This is a genomic window from Streptomyces sp. NPDC052101 (assembly GCF_040680235.1).
Classification (GTDB): Bacteria; Actinomycetota; Actinomycetes; order Streptomycetales; family Streptomycetaceae; genus Streptomyces.
The window spans coordinates 354,342-372,534 of sequence record NZ_JBFAWH010000001.1; the positions used below are offsets into that span (position 1 = coordinate 354,342).

General features: G+C 72.3%; 16 protein-coding genes and 1 pseudogene. 4 read left to right on the forward strand and 13 right to left on the reverse strand.

The genetic code is table 11. The features are described from left to right. The first annotated feature begins 55 nt into the window (after positions 1-55). Positions 56-802, forward strand: coding sequence for a hypothetical protein (locus tag AB0L75_RS01550; RefSeq protein WP_365173816.1), 747 nt, complete (start codon positions 56-58; stop codon positions 800-802). 108 nt (positions 803-910) lie between these two features. Beyond that, on the forward strand, positions 911-2,479 hold the full coding sequence (locus tag AB0L75_RS01555; RefSeq protein ID WP_365173818.1) for a CocE/NonD family hydrolase: 1,569 nt from the start codon (positions 911-913) through the stop codon (positions 2,477-2,479). 46 nt (positions 2,480-2,525) lie between these two features. Here the strand turns inward: AB0L75_RS01555 and AB0L75_RS01560 are convergent. From AB0L75_RS01560 to AB0L75_RS01605, 10 genes and pseudogenes are all read right to left on the reverse strand, one after another. After that, positions 2,526-2,729 (reverse strand): annotated as a pseudogene (locus AB0L75_RS01560) (amino acid ABC transporter permease); the annotation flags it as partial. 129 nt (positions 2,730-2,858) lie between these two features. Beyond that, positions 2,859-3,278 carry a DUF6278 family protein gene (locus tag AB0L75_RS01565; protein ID WP_365173821.1) on the reverse strand — a complete coding sequence of 140 codons (420 nt, stop codon included), beginning with the start codon at positions 3,276-3,278 and terminating at the stop codon, positions 2,859-2,861. Positions 3,279-3,293: 15 nt separating this feature from the next. After that, entirely contained in the window at positions 3,294-4,073 is a 780-nt protein-coding gene (locus AB0L75_RS01570) for an exodeoxyribonuclease III (protein WP_365173823.1), read from the reverse strand. Between the two features lie 36 nt (positions 4,074-4,109). Beyond that, a complete protein-coding gene (locus tag AB0L75_RS01575; protein WP_365173825.1) occupies positions 4,110-4,745 on the reverse strand; it encodes an MBL fold metallo-hydrolase in 636 nt (211 codons plus the stop codon). A 35-nt stretch (positions 4,746-4,780) separates the two neighbouring features. Next, on the reverse strand, positions 4,781-6,070 hold the full coding sequence (locus AB0L75_RS01580; RefSeq protein WP_365173828.1) for an alpha/beta fold hydrolase: 1,290 nt from the start codon (positions 6,068-6,070) through the stop codon (positions 4,781-4,783). Positions 6,071-6,185: 115 nt separating this feature from the next. Then, positions 6,186-7,355, reverse strand: a complete 1,170-nt coding sequence (locus AB0L75_RS01585; protein ID WP_365173830.1) for an MFS transporter — start codon at positions 7,353-7,355, stop codon at positions 6,186-6,188. Positions 7,356-7,428: 73 nt separating this feature from the next. Beyond that, a complete protein-coding gene (locus AB0L75_RS01590) occupies positions 7,429-8,766 on the reverse strand; it encodes an MFS transporter (RefSeq protein ID WP_365173832.1) in 1,338 nt (445 codons plus the stop codon). Further along, positions 8,763-9,974, reverse strand: a complete 1,212-nt coding sequence (locus AB0L75_RS01595) for a type III PLP-dependent enzyme (RefSeq protein WP_365173835.1) — start codon at positions 9,972-9,974, stop codon at positions 8,763-8,765. Before AB0L75_RS01595 ends, AB0L75_RS01590 begins: the two co-directional genes overlap by 4 nt. Then, a complete protein-coding gene (locus AB0L75_RS01600; RefSeq protein ID WP_365173837.1) occupies positions 9,971-11,683 on the reverse strand; it encodes an IucA/IucC family protein in 1,713 nt (570 codons plus the stop codon). The genes AB0L75_RS01595 and AB0L75_RS01600 overlap by 4 nt, the downstream gene beginning before the upstream one ends. A gap of 37 nt (positions 11,684-11,720) precedes the next feature. Next, the gene (locus tag AB0L75_RS01605; protein ID WP_365173839.1) at positions 11,721-13,295 is read right to left on the reverse strand and encodes an IucA/IucC family protein; all 1,575 of its coding nucleotides are present in this window, start codon (positions 13,293-13,295) and stop codon (positions 11,721-11,723) included. Positions 13,296-13,616: 321 nt separating this feature from the next. Here AB0L75_RS01605 and AB0L75_RS01610 point away from each other — a divergent pair, with 321 nt between their 5' ends. Further along, a complete protein-coding gene (locus AB0L75_RS01610; protein ID WP_365173842.1) occupies positions 13,617-14,378 on the forward strand; it encodes a response regulator transcription factor in 762 nt (253 codons plus the stop codon). Next, positions 14,375-15,802: a HAMP domain-containing sensor histidine kinase gene (locus AB0L75_RS01615; protein ID WP_365173844.1), complete on the forward strand. Its 1,428-nt coding sequence runs from the start codon at positions 14,375-14,377 to the stop codon at positions 15,800-15,802. The genes AB0L75_RS01610 and AB0L75_RS01615 overlap by 4 nt, the downstream gene beginning before the upstream one ends. 22 nt (positions 15,803-15,824) lie before the next feature. Here AB0L75_RS01615 and AB0L75_RS01620 read toward each other — a convergent pair whose 3' ends face one another. The 3 genes from AB0L75_RS01620 to AB0L75_RS01630 are packed head-to-tail and all read right to left on the reverse strand — an operon-like array spanning position 15,825 to position 18,164. Beyond that, positions 15,825-17,399 (reverse strand): multicopper oxidase domain-containing protein, encoded by a 1,575-nt coding sequence (locus tag AB0L75_RS01620; RefSeq protein ID WP_365173846.1) that lies wholly within the window; start codon positions 17,397-17,399, stop codon positions 15,825-15,827. Next, positions 17,396-17,815: a hypothetical protein gene (locus AB0L75_RS01625; protein WP_365173849.1), complete on the reverse strand. Its 420-nt coding sequence runs from the start codon at positions 17,813-17,815 to the stop codon at positions 17,396-17,398. Before AB0L75_RS01625 ends, AB0L75_RS01620 begins: the two co-directional genes overlap by 4 nt. After that, positions 17,808-18,164, reverse strand: coding sequence for a darcynin family protein (locus AB0L75_RS01630; protein ID WP_365173851.1), 357 nt, complete (start codon positions 18,162-18,164; stop codon positions 17,808-17,810). Before AB0L75_RS01630 ends, AB0L75_RS01625 begins: the two co-directional genes overlap by 8 nt. Positions 18,165-18,193: the final 29 nt, after the last annotated feature.

An 18,193-nucleotide genomic window follows, 5' to 3' on the forward strand; every position in this document is an offset into this window, starting at 1 on the left:
CACGTGTCGAACACGGGTACGTAGCCGTCGCCCGGGCCCGCTACCATGCGCGGCCATGAACGACGACGTGCGCAACATCGTCCTGGGCCTGGTGGCGACCGGCATCTCCGCCTCGCTGGGCTGGATCGCCCGGACGTATCTGTGGCGCCGCAAGCTGCGGCGCAAGCAGGCCTTCTTCGGGCTGCCGGACCACTCCGAGTCGCTGCTCGTGGTCAACCAGAAGGCCGGCGGCCCGGAGCTGTCGGTGATGCGCCACGACGCGTTCGCCCTGCTGGAACTCTCCGCCCTGATCAAGGAGTGCCATGCGCGCGCCCAGATCGTGGCGCACGACGCCACCCAGCAGGGCTTCGGCGAGCGGACGGAGTTCTGCGTCGGCGGGCCCTACTCGAACCGCCGGATGGCGGCCCACCTCTCCTCGCTGCTGCCGGGTGTGTGGATGAACACCGAGACCGATGCCGGGGCGGATCTCGGCGCCTTCCGCATCGGCGGCGAGGACCACCGCATGGAGCGCGGCCGGAGCGAGTACGTGCTGCTCGCCCGGCTCACCGCCGAGGGGCGGGCGGACTCCCGCCCGGTGTTCCTCTTCTGCGGCCAGCGCGCCATCACCAACCAGGCCGCCACCCGGTATCTCGCCCGCCACCACGAGCGGTTGCACCGCAAGTACGGCACCGGCTCCTTCGTCCTGCTCCTGAAGGTCGTCAACTCGCAGGCGTACGGCCCGGATGTGGTGGAGCTGGTGGCGGACGTGACGCGGGCGGCGCGGACGCCCCTTCCGGACACGGCCGCCGACACGGCCGCTTAGCCGTTCAACAATCTTTACTGGTACGTAACTTACCGACGGGTTACTTGCGGTAACGGCGTCCGGTTACCGTCGGGTCACTTTGCATTGCGACAGTTGAAGGAGTGACCCATGGGACAAGGTCGCAGCGCGCTGCGCTCCGCCGCCGCGGGAGCCGTCTCGGCGGCACTGGTCGCCGGTACCGTCGTCGGGCTGGCGCCCGCCGCCCAGGCCGCCACGCCGTCCGTCCGCTTCGTCGACATCACCGGCGACGGCGGCACCGCACTGAAGGCGAACGTCGTCACGCCCGCCGGCGCCGACGGCTCGCACCACTACCCGCTCATCGTGCTGCCCACGAGCTGGGGCCTGCCCCAAGTGGAGTACATCGCCCAGGCGCAGAAGCTCGCGGACGCCGGCTATGTGGTGCTCACCTACAACGTGCGCGGCTTCTGGCAGTCCGGCGGCCAGATAGAAGTGGCCGGTCCGCCGGACGTAGCGGACGCCTCCAAGGTCATCGACTGGGCCCTCGCCAACACTCCGGCCGATCCGGCCCATGTCGGCATGGCCGGTGTGTCGTACGGCGCCGGGATCAGCCTGCTCGCCGCCGCGCACGACAAGCGCATCAAGGCGGTGGCGGCGCTGAGCGGCTGGGCGGACCTCATCAACTCCATCTACTCGGGCCGCACCCAGCATCTGCAGGCGGCGGCCGTCCTGGACGGCGCGGCCACCCTCACCGGCCGCGAGAGCCCCGAACTGCGCGAGATCTTCGACAACCTGTACTCCTCGAACCTCTCCAAGGAACAGGAGATGATCGACTGGGGGAAGAAACGTTCCGCCATAACCTATGTCGACCAGTTGAACAAGAACGGCGCGGCCGTCATGCTCGCCAACGCCTGGGGCGACACGGTCTTCCCGGCCAACCAGTACGCCGACTTCTACCAGAAGCTCACGGTGCCCAAGCGGCTCGAACTGCGCCCCGGCGACCACGCGACGGCCGAGCTGACCGGACTGTTCGGACTGCCCAACGATGTCTGGACGGACACCGAGCGCTGGTTCGACCACTATCTGAAGGGCGCCGACAACGGCATCGACCACGAGCAGCCGGTCCAGCTGAAGTCCCGTAGCGCGGGGGGATACGAGGGCTACCCGGACTGGAAGTCGGTCGGTGCCACCCGCCGGAAGGTCGCGCTCGCCGGCTCCACCACCATCCACGCGAACGTCGACTCCGGCGCCGACGGCGGGATCGTCTTCCTCTCCAGCATCCTCGACCAGGTCGCCCAGTTGCCGCCGATGGCCGCCATCCCGCTGCTGCCGCGCCGTTGGGCGGCCGTATGGCAGTCCGAACGGTACGACACCGCCCAGCAGGTGCGCGGCACGAGCGCCCTGCACACCACCCTCACCCCGACCGCGGAGAGCGGCACCCTCATCGCCTACCTCTACGACGTGGGGCCGCTCGGCATCGGCAAGCTGGTCACACACGCGCCGTACACGTGGCACGGGCGGACGCCCGGCGAGCCGTTCGACGTCGACCTGGACCTGTTCTCCACGGCCTACGACGTGCCCGCCGGGCACCGCCTGGCACTGGTGGTCGACACGGTCGACCCGCTGTACATCGAGCACAACCCGTCCGGCGCGCAGCTGACCTTCTCCTCGCCCTCGGACGACCCGTCGTACGTGTCCGTCCCCGTGCGCGAGCAGTGATCTCCGGCTGCCGCCGGACGAGCCTGGCCCGAAAACTGCCGCCCCTCTAGGGGGCCATGGGCGGCTCCCCACCCGGCAGCAGCGCCCCGGGCCGGGCCGTGGCGAGGGCCACGGCCTCGGTCCCGGGGCCGCACATCCCGATGCGGATCGGCGAGATCGCCATCACCACAGGGATGAACGGCAAATCGTAGTCGAGGTCCGGCACGATGAGTTTCCCGGCATGGAGGAACTCCTCGTAGGTGATGAGGTGAACTGCTCGGATTCGAAGAGGAGATGAGGAGGGTCGTGGTCGCCGCAAACTATCCAGCCGTCAGCGGGGTTGAGGGACGACACGCTCTTTTCGGACATAAGCCGTATTTAAGCCAAGTAAGGGGCGGGCTCAGGTCTCGGCGATCTCCGCGTACAGCTGGGACAGCTCGGGGACACCGCTCGCGGCCCAGTCCTGCCCGGCGCCCGTGACCTCCACCTCGCGACCCGAGGACAGCCGTACGACGGGCTCGCCGTCGGGGCGGATCCGCCAGGCCGCGCCGGGCACCGTGCGCACCACGACGGTGCCCAGATACAGCCCCGCGTCGTTGCCCAGCCCGGGCAGGGTCTCGGCGTCGTCGCGCCAGCGCGGGACGAGCTGGTCCAGGGCCTCCAGGGAGGCCGGGGTGTCATCGAGGCGGACGCCCGCCCGGGCCGCGTGCGAGCGGAGCAGTTCGCACTCGGACAGCAGCGCCGCGACCGACTCGGGATCAGAAGGCCGCGCCGCGTCACCGCTCTTCTTGTGCCCGTGGCCCAGGAACGGAAGGTTCATGGACCCAGCGTGGCATCAGACGTCGAGGTCGACCACCACCGGAGCGTGATCGGAGGCACCCTTGCCCTTGCGCTCCTCGCGGTCGACATAGGCGTCCTTGACGGCCTTCGCGAACGGTTCGTTGCCGTACACCAGGTCGATGCGCATGCCGCGGTTCTTCGGGAAGCAGAGCTGGCGGTAGTCCCAGTACGTGAACGGGTGGTCGTACTTCAGGGGGCGGGGCACCACGTCGTCGAGGCCCGCCTCGCGCAGGGAGGCCAGGGCGGCGCGCTCGGCGGGGGTGACGTGGGTGGAACCCTCGAAGGCCGCCGTGTCGTAGACGTCGTCGTCGGTCGGCGCCACGTTGTAGTCGCCCATGACGGCGAACGGGCGGCTGCCGGAGGCGTCACCGGCGACGGCCGCCTTCAGGGCCTCGAACCACTGGAGCTTGTACGCGTAGTGCGGGTGCTCCACCTCGCGGCCGTTGGGGACGTACACCGACCAGACGCGGACCGGGCCGCAGGTCGCCGAGAGGGCGCGCGGCTCGGTCACGCCGTCGAAGCCGGGGTCGCCGGGCAGGCCCTTGACGACGTCCTCGAGGCCGACGCGGGAGAGCACCGCCACGCCGTTCCACCGGCCGGTCGCGTGGACCGCCGACTCGTACCCCAGCTCGCGCAGCTGGTCGGACGGGAACTGCTCCTCGGCGACCTTCGCCTCCTGCAGGCAGAGCACGTCGGTGCCGCTGCTCTCCAGCCAGGCCAGCAGCCGCGGAAGGCGGGCGGTGATCGAGTTCACGTTCCAGGTGGCGATGCGCATGTCTCACAACCTACCGGGCCCCTGTGACAACGTGCCTCAGACGTCCGCCGAGGCTCCCGGAGCCAGCCGCTGGTGGTCCGTGCCGCCCAGGGTGCCGATCTGGCGGTCGTAGATCGGGCGGGCGAGGTCGGTGAGCAGGGCGTCGTGCACGTCGTAGGCGCGCTGCGGCTTCACCTCGCGGACGTAGTCGATGACCTCGGAGATCTTGTTCCACGGGGCCATGACCGGGAGCATCAGCGTCTCCACCGGCCGGCCCGGGACGGTGAGGGCGTCGCCGGGGTGGAAGACCCTGCCGCCGTCGATGAGATAGCCCACGTTCGTGATGCGCGGGATGTCCGGGTGGATCACCGCGTGCAGTTCGCCGTGGACCTGCACGTCGAAGCCGGCCGCGGTGAAGGTGTCGCCGTGGCCGACGGTGTGCACGCGGCCCGGGAAGGCCGCCGTGATCCGGTCGGCGACGGACTTCAGCGTCCAGATCTCGGCGGCCGGGTTCGCCTCCATGGCGGCCCGCAGCCGGCCCTCGTCGAAGTGGTCCGGGTGCTCGTGGGTGACCAGGATCGCGTCGGCGCCGACCGCCGCGTCCTGCTCGCTGAACCCGCCGGGGTCGAGGACGAGCGTCCGCCCGTCCTTTTCGAGACGCACACAGGCGTGGGACTTCTTCGTGAGCTTCATGGCTCCCCATCCTGCCCCGTGCGGTGGCCGGCGGCTCACTCGGCGGGGGTGGTCTCCTCCTGGATGACCTGCCGGGCCACCCGGAACGCGCTGTTCGCGGCCGGCGCGCCGCAGTACACGGCCGCCTGCAGCAGCACCTCCTTGATCTCGTCCGGGGTGAGCCCGTTGCGCAGGGCGGCCCGGGTGTGCAGGGCCAGCTCCTCCAGATGTCCGCCCACGGCCAGCGCGGTCAGCGCGACACAGCTGCGGGTACGGCGGTCCAGGCCCGGCCGGTCCCAGATCTCGCCCCAGGTGTAGCGGGTGACGAACTCCTGGAACTCCCCGGAGAACCCGTCGGACCGCGCCAGCTCGCCGTCCACGTGCGCGTCGCCCAGCACCTCCCGGCGGATCCTGAGCCCGGTCTCATAGCGGTCGGGCCGCGCGGCCGGCTGTGCCGGTACGGCGGCCGGGGCTATCTCGGCGACCGGAACGGGCTGCGCGGCAGCGGCCGGGACCGGCACGACCGACGCCGTCGGCAGGACCGTCTGGCCGGTGTCGTAGGGCTGCTGCCAGGCGGTGGAGAAGTGGTGCACCAGCAGGTCGGTGACGGCCGCCGGCTGCTCGACCGGGACCAGGTGGGAGGCGCCGGGGACGACGGCGAGCCGGGCGTCCGGGATGCCGGCGACCAGCGTACGGGCCTCGGCGGGCCCGGTGACCTGGTCGTCGGAGCCGACGAGCACGAGCGTCGGCACACCGACCCGGCCCAGCTCGGACCGTACGTCGAACGCGGCGAGCGCCTCGCAGGCGGCGATGTAGCAGCCCGGGTCGGTGGTGCGGACCATCTGCACCGCCCACTCGGTGATCGCCGGCTGGGCCGCCGCGAAGCCGCCGGTGAACCAGCGGTCCGGTGCGGACCGGGCGATCGGGTCGAGCCCGTTCGTGCGGACGATCACCCCGCGCTGCCGGAACTCGTCGGCGGTCCCGAACCGGGGCGAGGCCGCGACCAGCGCCAGCGAGGCGAGCCGCTCGGGGGTGCGCAGGGCCAGCTCGATGCCGACGGCACCGCCCAGCGCACAGCCCGCGTAGCCGAACCGCTGCACACCGAGCGAGTCCAGCGTGGCCAGCAGCCGGCCGGTCAGCTCGGCGACGGAACCGGCCGGGTGGGCGGGGGCGCCGCCGTGACCGGGCAGGTCGAACCGGAAGACGCGCCACTGCTTGGCCAGTTCCGGCACCTGGCGGTCCCACATGTGGCGTGTTGTCCCGAGGGACGGTCCCAGGACCAGGACCGGGGCGCCTTCCGGCCCGTCGAAGCTGTGTTCCAGGGGGTGGATCGTCGTCGTGCTCACGCGTTCACGTTGCCACATCTCACGCCCGGCTCCGCGCCGGGGGCGTGCGCCTGTGGGGCACAACGGATTTCGGTCACTGCGGGTGGCAGCGGAGCGGCCCCGCTGTCGGTCCGTCTCAGCGTCGCCGGGCTCCGGTGACGGCGAGCAGCGCCAGGGCGAGGACCTGGACGGCGACGACCACGGTGATCAGCACCGGGATCGAGTAGCCGTACAGGCCGCCCGTCAGGGCACCGCCGGCCAGACTCGCCGCGCCGACCACCCCCGCGAACAGGCCGTACGCGGTCGCCCGCCGCCCACGGGGCACCAGGTCCGCGACCGTGGCCCGCAGAGTGGACTCCTGGATGCCCATGGCCGCGCCCCACACCAGAGACCCGGCCACCGCGATCGCCACCGAGCCGGTGAACGCCATCGCCACGACGGCTGCGGTCAGCACCGGCAGAGCCACCAGCACACGCGGGCCGATCCGGTCGTAGAGCCAGCCCGTGACCAGTGCGGCGACCGCGTCCACCGCCATCGCCGCCGCGTACAGCACCGGCACCCATGCGGCGGTCAGCAGGTGCCGTTCGACCAGGTGGTAGGAGAGCACGCCGAAGGTGGCGAACCCGGTCGTGGTGGCCGCCGTGAACCCGGCGTAGGTCCAGAACGCCCTCGGCAGACGCCCGTTGCGGTCATCCACCGGCGCGGACGCGGCAGCGGTCGCCGCGCGCTCGTACGCTTCCGGGTCCGGCACCCGGGCCCGCAGCCGAAGGAGCAGCAGCAGTACGGCGATGCCGGGGACGGCGAGCACCCCGAGCGCGGGGCCGTAGTCGGTGCCGGTCAGCGCGAGCACACCCGCCACCAGCAGCGGGCCGGCCAGGGCGCCGATCTGGTCCATCGCCTCATGGACGGCGAAGCCTCGGCCCCGCCCCGTCGCGGCGGTGGCGTACGAGAGCAGGGTGTCCTTGGCCGGCGACCGCACCGCCTTGCCCACGCGCTCGGCGACCACCAGTACGCACGCCGCCCACAGCGCACCGGCCACGCCCAGCAGCGGCACCGAGACGACGGTGAGCGCGTAGCCGGCGATCGACAGACCCCAGAAGCGGCGGGTCCGGTCCGCCAGCGGGCCCGAGACCAGCCGCAGCACCAGCGCGGCCGCCTCCCCGGCGCCGGTGACCACGCCGACGACCAGGGCGGAGGCGCCCAGCGAGGCCAGCAGGGGTCCGGTGATCGAGCGGGCGCCCTCGTAGACGACGTCCGCGAGCAGGCTGACCGTGCCGAACCAGAGCACGAAGCGCCAAGGCCCCATGCGCGCCGGCGGCCTGTCCGCCTTCCGCCCTTGTGACGCCTTCGGATCCACGCCCACCGCGCCTCCGCGAACGTCAACCGTTCCCTGTCTCCTCCGCCCGGCCGCAGCCGCCGCCCACGGTAACGCCCTGCGCGGGCCGCGTGCACCGGGAACCGTCCTCAGGGGTCGGTCGGAGCCGGTGTGCGGGCACGGCGGAGAGCGCGAGCGCCGAGGACGCCGAGACGATGCCGGCGAGGACGAGGCTGGTCCGGGCGCCGAGGGTGTCCGACACCAGGCCGACCAGCGGGGCGCCGACGGGTGTGCCGCCGAGGAGGACGAGGAAGTACACGGACATGACGCGGCCCCGCAGCCGTGGCTCGGCGTGGAGCTGGGTGAGCGCGTTGGCCGTGGTGGTCACGATCACCGCGGTGAAGCCGGTGGGCACCAGCAGGGCCATGAAGGTGCCGTAGCCGGGCATGACGCCCAGCGCGGCCTCCAGGGCCCCGAAGACGACCGTGGCGGTGACCAGGCGTCGCGCGGTGGGGGGCCTTGCGCTGCTCGCCCCGCGGATCGCACCGATGAGGCTGCCCAGGGCGTACGCCGCGGACAGGCAGCCGAAGGCGGCGGCGCCCGAGTGGAGGACCGTGACGGCCACGAGCGAGAGGGTGACCTGGAAGTTGAGGCCGAAGGTGCCGACGACGGCGATGAGAGTGATCGGCAGGAGCAGTTCCGGGGTGGAGGCGATGACGTGGAAGGCGTCACGCAGCAGGGGGCGCCCGGGCCGGGACCGGCCGCGGTCGTTCGGCTCGACGGGCTCGACGGGTTCGACCGGCTCGTCCGTACGGATGGTGAACAGGCCGTAGAGCACGGCCAGGTACGAGGCGGCGTTCACGAGGAACACCGGGCCCGTGCCGAACGCGGCCACGGCCAGGCCCGCGAGGGCGGGGCCGAGGATGCGGGCCACGTTGAACTGGGCGGCGTTCAGACTGACCGCGGTGGCCACGCACTCGCGGGCGACCAGTTCGGAGATGTACGCGTTGCGGGCGGGGCTGTCCACGGCGGTGGCGGTGCCGAGGGCGAGGGCCAGCGCGTAGACGGACGCCAGGTTCACCGCGCCGGTGACGTCGAGCAGTCCGAGCAGAAGTGACTGCACCCCCATGGCCGTCTGTGTCAGCAGCAGCAGCCGCTGCTTGGGGTACCGGTCGGCGAGGACGCCTCCCATCAGGCCGAACAGGGTCTGGGGCAGGAACTGCAGTGCGGTCACGACGCCGACCGCGCTGCCGCTGTTGCCGGTGATGTGGAGGACGAGCAGGTCCTGGGCGGCACGCTGCATCCAGGTGCCGATGTTGGAGGTGAGCTGCCCGAGCAGATAGCGACGGAAGTTCCGGGCGGTGAGTACGGCCGTCACCGGCATACGGGAGCCCCCGCTCATGACGGCTGACGGGCGTACGCGCCCGTGGTGGGCGCGTCGGCTTCGTCGACATGGTGGAAGGTGGGGCGGGGGTGCATGAGGAACGCGTGATGGGAGATGTTCCAGGCGTAGGCGCCGGCCATGGCGAAGGCGACCCGGTCGCCGACGCGCAGCCGTTCGACCGGGACGTTGCGGGCCAGGACGTCCTTGGGCGTGCACAGCTGGCCGACGAGCGTCACCGGCTCGGCACGGGCCTCCGGGCGGGCCCAGGGCCGGAGCCAGACGTCGTCGGGGATCACCTCGAAGGGCTGGTCGTGCTGTTTCGCGGCCGGGGTGCGCAGATGGTGGGTGCCTCCGCGCAGCACGGCGAACGACTGCCCGCGGCTGCACTTGATGTCCAGGACCTGGGTGACGTACCAGCCGCAATAGGCGCTGACCGAGCGGCCGGGTTCGATCCTCAGCGCAAGGTGCGGGTGGCGGGCCAGGATCCGGCGCAGTCCCGCGCCGAAGGCGGACCAGTCGAACAGCTTGTGGGGACGGGCGTAGTCGACACCCATTCCCCCGCCGACGTTGACCTCGGCCAGGGCGACCCGGCGCTCCTGGGCCCAGTCCCCGGCCCAGGCCAGGATGGTGTCGACGAGGGCCAGTTGGGCCCGTGCGTCGAGTCCGCTGGCCAGGTGGAGGTGGAGGCCGCGCAGCCGGATGCGCGGATCGGCGGCGATCAGCTCCAGGCAGCGGTCCAGCTGCGCGGGGTCCATGCCGAAGGGGCTGGGGTGCCCGCCCATGGCGAGGGCGACCTGGCCGAGGTCGACGGGCAGGTTGACGCGCAGGAGGACGTCGACGCTCCGGTCGCCCAACAGGGCGGTGACGAGGCGCAGTTCGTGTTCGCTCTCGACATGCAGGCGCTCCACCGCGGCCGCCAGCGCACAGGTCAGCTCCTGCTGCGTCTTGCCAGGGCCTCCGAAGGCGATCGGCGCGTCGGGCACGAGCCCGCGGACATGGCTCAGTTCGCCGCCGGAGGCCACCTCGAACCCGTCGACGTGCCCGGCCAGGGTCTTCAGGATCCGGGGGTCGGAGTTGGCCTTGGCGGCGTAGAGCAGCTCGACACGGTCCGGCAGGGCGGCCCGGATCGCGTCCGCGTGCTCGCGCAGGCCCGGCAGGTCGTAGACGTAGGCGGGCAGGTCGTCGTCGGTCATCCGGCCGACCAGGTCGAGCAGTGCGGGCCTCACCGGATCACCTCGCGGGGAAAGTCCGCGCCGAGCGGGCTGGGCAGGGGGACGTAGGTGGCGTGCCGGTCGGCCTTGCGGGACCAGCGCAGCAGGAGGTTGGCCTTGGCGGGCAGCGGTACGCCGGACAGCAGGGCCCGCAGGCGCGGCGGTTGTGCGGCGGCGCGGGCGTAGGCGTCGAGGTGGTCGCGGACCAGTCCCCAGAGGGCGGGTTCCAGCGTCGGGTCGAGGTCGGCCAGGGCACTGAGCAGTTCGGCGGTGTGGTTGACCAGGAGGCAGTAGGCGACCCGGTTCCAGCCGTGTTCGGGATCGTAGGTGAGGGGGCCCCGGACGTCGTCCGGCAGGTCGCCGAGGGTGCGCCGATGAGGCCCGGGCAGGAGCTTGGTGCCCTCCAGGTCGCGGAAGAGCATCTGCGCCGGGGTGCCGTCCGCGTGCACGCCGACGACGACGTTCTGCAGGTGGGGTTCCAGGACGACGCCGTGTTCGAAGTAGGCGGCCAGCACCGGTGGCAGCAGCAGCCGCAGGTATGCGTCCCACCAGGCCAGGACGTCCCCGTCGCCGAGCGCGAGCAGGTGCGAGACATGGGCGGTACCGGTCGGGTACTCGTCCGCCACCGCGGCGGCGAGCAGCGGTGTCACCCCGGGACGCAGGTGGTGGCGCAGGCCGGAGCGGACGATGACGCCGAGGCCCTCCAGCAGGGCGGTGTCGCCGGCGGTGTCGAGGGTGCGGTAGCCGGGCTCGGCCAGGAATGCGCATCCCGGGAAGCGGCCGGCCAGCCCGGCGAAGACGGGCTGGAGCAGACGGTTGAGGGCGACGGCGCCGGACAGTTCGTAACGGGCGTGCCTGCGCACGCAGTTGGTGAGGCGGACGTTCAGGCTGAACTTCAGGAAGGTGTCGGCGTCGGGGTCGTACAGCGTGCGCACCGACGCGGTCGGCACCAGCTCCGGCCCGCTCACCCCGGTGTCGACGACATCGCCGGCCGCCATCGCCTCGCGCAGCCGGTCGTGCTCCCGCAGCAGCCGGTACTGCCATGGATGCACCGGCAGTATCGTCCACCCCGGCTCGACCGTCGGGCACAGCGCGTCCATCTCGCCCAACTCGCCCTCCTGGCGGACGAGATGACGGCGCACCGCCAGGTGGCGCAGGCGGAAGCGCGCGCCGGTCTCCGGGCCGTACGCCAGCCAGTCCACCGGGTCGCCGGTGCGGGCCTTGGGAGTGGGGTGGAAGCGGTGGCCGAACACCAGGGACTGCTCCGACGCCAGGTACGGGTCCGCGGGAAGCGGGGCGTGGGCCCGCTCCTCAAGAGTGGTGCGGATCGTCTGCCGGCTGTCGGCGACCTGCGGCAGGAACTCCTCGTTGGTGACACCGGTGCGCAGTTCCAGTTCGTCCCGGATGTAACCGGCCAGTTCCCGCCAGCCGACCGTCACCCAGGCGCCGTTGTCCAGCCGCTGTACCGGGCCCTGGAAGCGGTGCGCCCCGATCAGCGAGACCCGGCGCAGCGTGGAACGCAGCAGGAGGCCCCGGCGGGGCAGGCGCAGCAGGAGACGGCCGTCGTCGACCGTCACCTGGTGCTCGGGCCCGGACACCTCGCGGATCAGGCAGTTGAGCAGCGTGTGGGCGGTGACGGCGTCGGCGGTCCGGGTCGGTTCGGTGGCCGGCGCGGTGCCGGTCGTGGTGGCGAGCCCGGTGTCGGGGGCGGTGCCGGTGGTCATGCGGTCGCTCCAGGTGGACAACGATCGGTGCCGGATCTCAACGGCACAGGGCCAACGGGTTGGGAACGGAGGTCCAGCGGGCCTTGCCCGGGTTCTCGGCCAGGCGCATGGCGATGGTCGCCTTCAACGGCATCGAGTCGCCGAAGAACGCCGCCGCGTCCTCCTGGTGCGGCAGGTCGGCGTACACCCGGCGGCCGGCCTCGGCCACCGCGCCCCACAGCGCCGGGGGCTCGGCCCCTCGGGTCCGCGCCAGGACGTCGACCAGCTCGCTGAAGACTCCGCTGATCAGTGCGCCGAACAGTTTGGTGTGCAGTGCGTGCGTGTCGTCCCCGGCGCGGGTGCCGAGCAGCGGCGGCAGCGTGAAGCCGCAGCGGGCCAGGCGGCGGGGGCTGACGCGGACGCCGTCCAGGTCCCGGTACAGCACCCGCACCGGTCGCCCGTCGCGCAGCACGACCAGGGTGTTCTGGCCGTGCGCCTCCAGTGCCACCCCCATGGACAGCAGCGTCAGCGCGGGCGGCAGCACGAGCCCCGCGAGGTCCGCCAGCCAGCGCACCGGATCTCCCGACACGACGGCGGCTCCTGTCGCGTGGACGGCGGTGAGCGGCACCGCGATCTCCCCGGCGTCGAGGTGGCACTCGGTCGACTCGCGGATCATCGCGGCCAGGCTCGCGGAGGGCTGTCCGCCCACGCACACCGCGCCGCCGCCCAGCTCACGCAGGATGCCGAGGCTGCGGCCGTACCCGGCCTTGTCGAGGACGGCCGAGACCAGGTCGGACAGCGGGGGCCCGTCGGCGACCTCGGCCGGCGAGATGGTGCGCCGGTAGTTGGTGACCTGCACGTCGAGCGCCGTCTTGACGTGGCAGCCCGGCAGCACGTCCAGCGGTGCCAGGGTGCGCAGCGACAGCAGGGGCCGGGCCGGGATCGATTCCCCTGCGACGTCCAGGCCGGGGTGGCGCGCGAGCACATGGTCCCGTTGCCAGGGGTGCAGTGGGACCAGGATCGTGTCGCCGTCGCGCAGTTCCCGTGGCCAGCCGCCGGCCCCCTGCCAGCGATCGGCGGGGACCCGGAGCAGCGCCAGCCGGACGACCGGGTGGTGCTCGGGGGCGTAGGCGAGCACGTCGGTGACGGACATGCCGGTACGGGTGCGGCAGCAGGGGTGCTGCGGGTGGCCGTCGACCACCGCCTGCTCGGCATCCGCCGAGTCGTTCGGCGGGGCCGTCCGGCCCGCGTTCGCGGCTCTGGCCAGGGCCAGGTTGACCACGCTGTTGTCCAGCTCGGCCGCCAGTCGCTGCGCCGCCGGGGTCCGCAGGCCCAGCTGTGCGAGCAGCTCCGCCGGCCGGCTGATCGGCCCCTCGGGCCCGGACACGGTGAAGTCTTCGGGCGTCTCGGCGAACGGCCGTGCACAGGACTCGGCCGCCGAGAGTGAGCCACCCCGCCGCAGCTCGACCACCAGGGCGCCGGGCTCGCGGCGGTGCCCGGCCACACCGGGCAGGGGCTCTCGTGCGAAGGCGCCCCACAGCCGCCCCAGCACGGTGGCCCGTGCTCCGGGGAGCGCGGCCGTGAAGGGCTCCACCAGGTCCGGGCGGGTACGGCGCAGTTCATCGAGGGGCATGGGTGTCCCAGGTGCTTGTGGGGGGCGTGAGGCGGCCGGTGCTCCGGTGGCACCGGCCGTGGGATCGACGCTACGGGACGGCGATCAAGTGGATGGCCAGCGCAAATACAGCGGAGGTATCGGCTTTCGGAGGCGACCGGGCCGGCTGGACGCCTCTTAACTCTCTCCTTGCACCACGCTTCACCGCGCTGTCGGCGTGCTGGATGTCGCCGCCGTCACGCCGGGCCTCGGCGGTTACGCCGTCCGTGGAGGATCACCGGCTCGGGGGAGGTTCCGGCGTTTGCGCCGCATGCTCCGGCCGGCGTCTGTGAGCCTTTCGGCATGCGTGTCTTGCTCATCGAGGACGACGACCGGGTGGCCGGGCCGTTGGCGGAGGGACTGCGCCGCTTCGGGTTCACCGTGGAGAACGCCAGAACGGGGGCCGAAGGCCTAGCCGCGCCGGAGGCGGCGATGGTCCTGCTGGACCTGGGGCTGCCCGACATGGACGGGATCGACGTCTGCCGTGCGCTCCGGGCCCGCTCGTCGGTCCCGATCATCATGATCACTGCCAGGGACGACGAGGTGGACCGGGTGCTCGGCCTGGAGTTGGGCGCCGACGACTATGTCTCAAAACCGTTCGGCGTGCGGGAACTTGTCGCCCGGATCCGTGCCGTCACCCGACGCACCCGCCCGCCCGTGCCGGCCACGCGTCGCGAGGGGGCGGAACCCTCGGACGACCTGTCACAGCCCGGGGCGTCCCATGTCCAGAGGATCGGCCCGCTGACCATCGACCGCCGTACCCGGCAGGTCCATCTGCACCGGTCGCCCATCGCCCTTGCGCCCAAGGAGTTCGACCTGCTCACGTGCCTCGCGGAGGATCCCGGAGCGGTCTGCTCCCGTCAGCAGATCCTCGACACGGCCTGGGAGCCGAACTACTTCGGCCCCACCAAGACCCTGGACGTCCACATCGCCGCGCTGCGCCGCAAACTCGGCGACTCCTCCTGGATCGAGAACATCCGCGGAATCGGCTTCCGCCTGGTCCTTCCGGCACAGTGCGACACCGCGTCCGGCGCGGTGCCGCCCCCCGGCGGAGGACCCCGGTGACGCGTCGCCTGCTGCTCAGCCATCTGAGCCTCATACTGCTCGTCCTGCTCGCGCTGGAGGTGCCGTTCGGCGTCTTCTACGCCCGCAGTGAGCTGGCCCGCTTCTCGCACGCCGCGCAGCAGGGGGCGATGACGCTCGCCGAGGTCTGCGAGGAGAAGACGGAGCGCGGGCTGGCGGCCGATCTCCCCGGGCTGGCTCGCGCCTACGGGCGGCGAACCGGCAGCCGCGTGCTGGTCGCCGGCCACCAGGGCGTGGTGCTCACCGACACGGCTGCCCGCGCCCTGGTCGGCAAGGATCTGTCGGCCGAGCCGGACATCGCCGCCGCACTGCGCGATCACCCGGCCGTCGGTACCCGGAGCGACTCCTCGACCGGCGGCGAAGTCCTCTTCGTGACCGTGCCGGGCGGCTCCGGCGCCACCGTCCCCTGTGTGGTGCGGACCGTGTACGGGCTGGGTCCGCTCAGGACGAAGGTCCATGCCACCTGGCTGGCTCTCGGCGTCGTCGGGCTGGGGGTCCTGGCCGCCGTCACCCTGATCGGGTTCGCGCTCGCCCGCTCGATCACCCGCCCCGTCCGGGCCCTGGAACGCGCCACCGCCCAACTCGCCGAGGGCCGGATCACCGATCCCCCGGCAACCGATCACGGACCGCCGGAACTGCGCCGCCTGGCCGCGTCGTTCACGAGAACCGCGACCCGGCTCCAGCATGTGCTGCAGGCGCAGCAGGCGTTCGCCTCCGATGTGTCGCACCAGCTGAAGACCCCTCTGACCGCACTGCGTCTGCGGCTGGAGAACTTCGAGCCGCACCTCGCTCCCTGCGCCCAGGACAGCCTCGACAAAGCGCTCGGGGAGCTGGAGCGGCTCAGTCGTATGGTGCAGGGGCTGCTCGCGCTCGCCAGAGTGGAGAACTCCGCGATCGGGCCGGAGGCCGTCGATCTCGACGCCGTCGTCGCCGATCGTGCCGCCATCTGGGCGGCCTTCGCCGACGAACAGCAGGTCGGCCTCGTCGTCTCCGGAGCGACGGCCGTCCGGGTGTGGGCGCTGCCGGGTGCGCTGGAGCAGATCATCGACAACCTGCTCTCCAACGCGCTGCGCGTGTCCCCACCGGGAACCGTCATCACGCTGGCGGTCGTCAGCGCTTCCGGCGAGGGCTGCCGCACACCGGCCGTGGCCGAGCTGCATGTGACCGACCAGGGGCCCGGTATGACCGAGACCGAACGGCACCGGGCCTTCGATCGGTTCTGGCGGGCCCCTGATGCCGACCATGACGGCACGGGTCTCGGCCTGCCGATGGTCCGGCAGCTCACCCGCGCCAGCGGTGGCGAGGTCACCCTGGAGCCCGCCGCCGGCGGCGGGCTCGACGCCGTGGTCCGCCTGCGCCACGCCGTGACCCGCACGCACCGGGAGGCGGTCTGCGCCCGCTCCTGAGGAGCCGCCGAGGCGCGGCCGGTCAGGTCACCTGGAAGTTCGCCATCATCGCCATGTCCTCGTGCTCCAGGTTGTGGCAGTGCAGCAGATACCGGCCGCGGTAGCCGCGGAAGCGGACCAGCACGTCCACGACCTCGTACGGGCGGACGTCGACCGTGTCCTTCCAGCCGGCGTCGGTGGGCTCGGGCGCCCGGCCGCCGCGGGACAGGACCTGGAAGTGCGCCAGGTGCATGTGCACGGGGTGGTGGAAGTCGCTGGTGAACCGCCAGCGTTCGACGGTGCCGAGGCGCGGGCGGGCCAGGATCTCCGAGGTGCTGAAGGGGCGGCCGTTGACGGTCCACGCGTCGTCGGAGCGGCGGAAGTCGAAGTGCCGGGTGGCCACGGCCGACGCCGGGCGCAAGGCGGCGTACCGGGACAGGCGGGCCGGGACATGGCTCGCGTCCTTCTCCCTGCGGGCGACCCGGAACCGCATCACCTGGCGCATGCGGCCGTCCGCCAGGGTGTTGACCAGGGTGACAGCGCTGCCCAGGGGGCAGTCGGCGAAGTCCACGACCACGTCGAAGCGTTCCCCGGGCGCCATGGGGATGCCGTCCAGACGCTGGGGCGCGGCCAGCAGGCCACCGTCGCCTCCGACCTGTACGAAGGGGAGCGTGCCCCCGTCCTCCCGGCGCAGAACCAGGTGGTAGCGGCGGGCGTTGGAGGCGTTCAGCAGGCGCAGGCGGTGCCGGGTCGCGGAGACCTCCGCCTCGGGCCAGGGGGCACCGTTCACCAGCTGGACGTCGCCGAGGACGCCGTCCATATAGGCGTCCTGGACGCCCGGGGTGCCGGTGCGGGCCGGCGCGCGGCCGGGGTACCGGAAGGAGCCGTCCTCCTCGAAGGAGCGGTCGCAGATCATCAGGGGGATGTCCCGCTCGCCGCCGGGCAGCGGCAGGGCGTCCTCCTCCTGGTCGTGGACGAGGAACATCCCGGCCAGGCCGCGCCAGACCTGCGGGGCGCTGAAGTCCATGCGGTGGTCGTGGTACCAGAGCGTCGCGGCCCGCTGGTTCATCGGGTAGGTGTAGGTCTTGTAGCCCTCCGAGACCGTCCAGTCGGACGCCGGGGCGTGCGTGCTCCCCATGCCGTGGGTCATGCCCCTGGCCGCGGAGCCGGCGCCGCACCGTGCCGGTACGAGCACATCGGTCGGGTAGCCGTCCGAGTGCGGTGGGGTGACGCCACCGTGCAGGTGCAGGGAGGTCGGCACGGGCAGCTTGTTGAGGACCCGTACCTGTGTCCTGCGGCCGCTGCGGGCGGTGAAGGTGGGGCCGGGGAAGATGCCGTCGTAGCCCCAGACGGTCGTCCGCAGACCCGGCACGATCTCGACGGACCCTTCGCGCTGGGTGATGTCGTAGGAGTCGGTACCGCCGGTGGTGCGGGACGGGCGGGCGCGCGGCGGCACGGGCAGCGGCACCGCGAACCGCCGGGGCGGCCGGATCCTGCTGGAGAGCACTGTTCCGGTGCGTTCGCCCGCCCACCTCTCGTACGCCGCCGCCGCGGCGGGTATGGCGAGTCCGGCGGTGCCGCCCGCCGCGAGCCCCAGGAATCGTCGACGTGACGTCACCCGTCCACGCCCTTCCCGGACCTGTACGTCCACGCCCAGCAGCACAGCGCCACACCCACACCGAACACCCCGAGGGCGAGCGGGACATGGCCGCCCAGCATCCGGGCCGCGCCCAGCCCCATCTGCGCGCCGACCAGCACGACCAGTGCGACCGCGAGCGCGAAGGGCCAGGCCGGACCCCGCGTCGAGCGCCACACCAGCAGGGCGGCCACGGCCTCCACGAGGGAGACGGAGGCGAGCAACTGCGCGTTGGCCGCGTGCAGGTCGAGGAAGCGCACGTCACCTGTGATGAACAGGCCCGCCAGGGCGGCCTGGAGGAGGGTGTCGAAGACGAACAGCAGAGAAGCGGCGCGCAGCAGCGTGAGGGGCCATGGACGGGGCCGCGAAACGGCGGCTCCGGTGGACGTGTCAGCCATGCGTCACCTCACCGGCGCCCGCGCCGGCCTGCGCCTCGAACGCCTGGAACCCGGCCTCGACGCCCATGAAGATGTCGTTCATGACCAGGTAGCCCTGCGCGATCAGCGGCGAGTCGCGCAGCTCCTCGACGAGGAAGTAGTACGCCTTGAGGTCTTCGGTCTCCAGCAGGGCGAAGTCGGAGAAGGCGGTGGTGAATGCCTCGGCGTCGAAGAAGCGGGCCGAGACGCGGTCGGCGTACTTGGCGAACACGGGATGGATGTGCGCTGCCGCCATCGCGTTCCGCTCCTCGCGGGACAGCGCCAGCCAAGCCGGAGTGAAGGTGTGGGTCAGGACGATGGTGGTCTTCATGGCAGCGGTTCCCCGATCTCGCCTCAGGT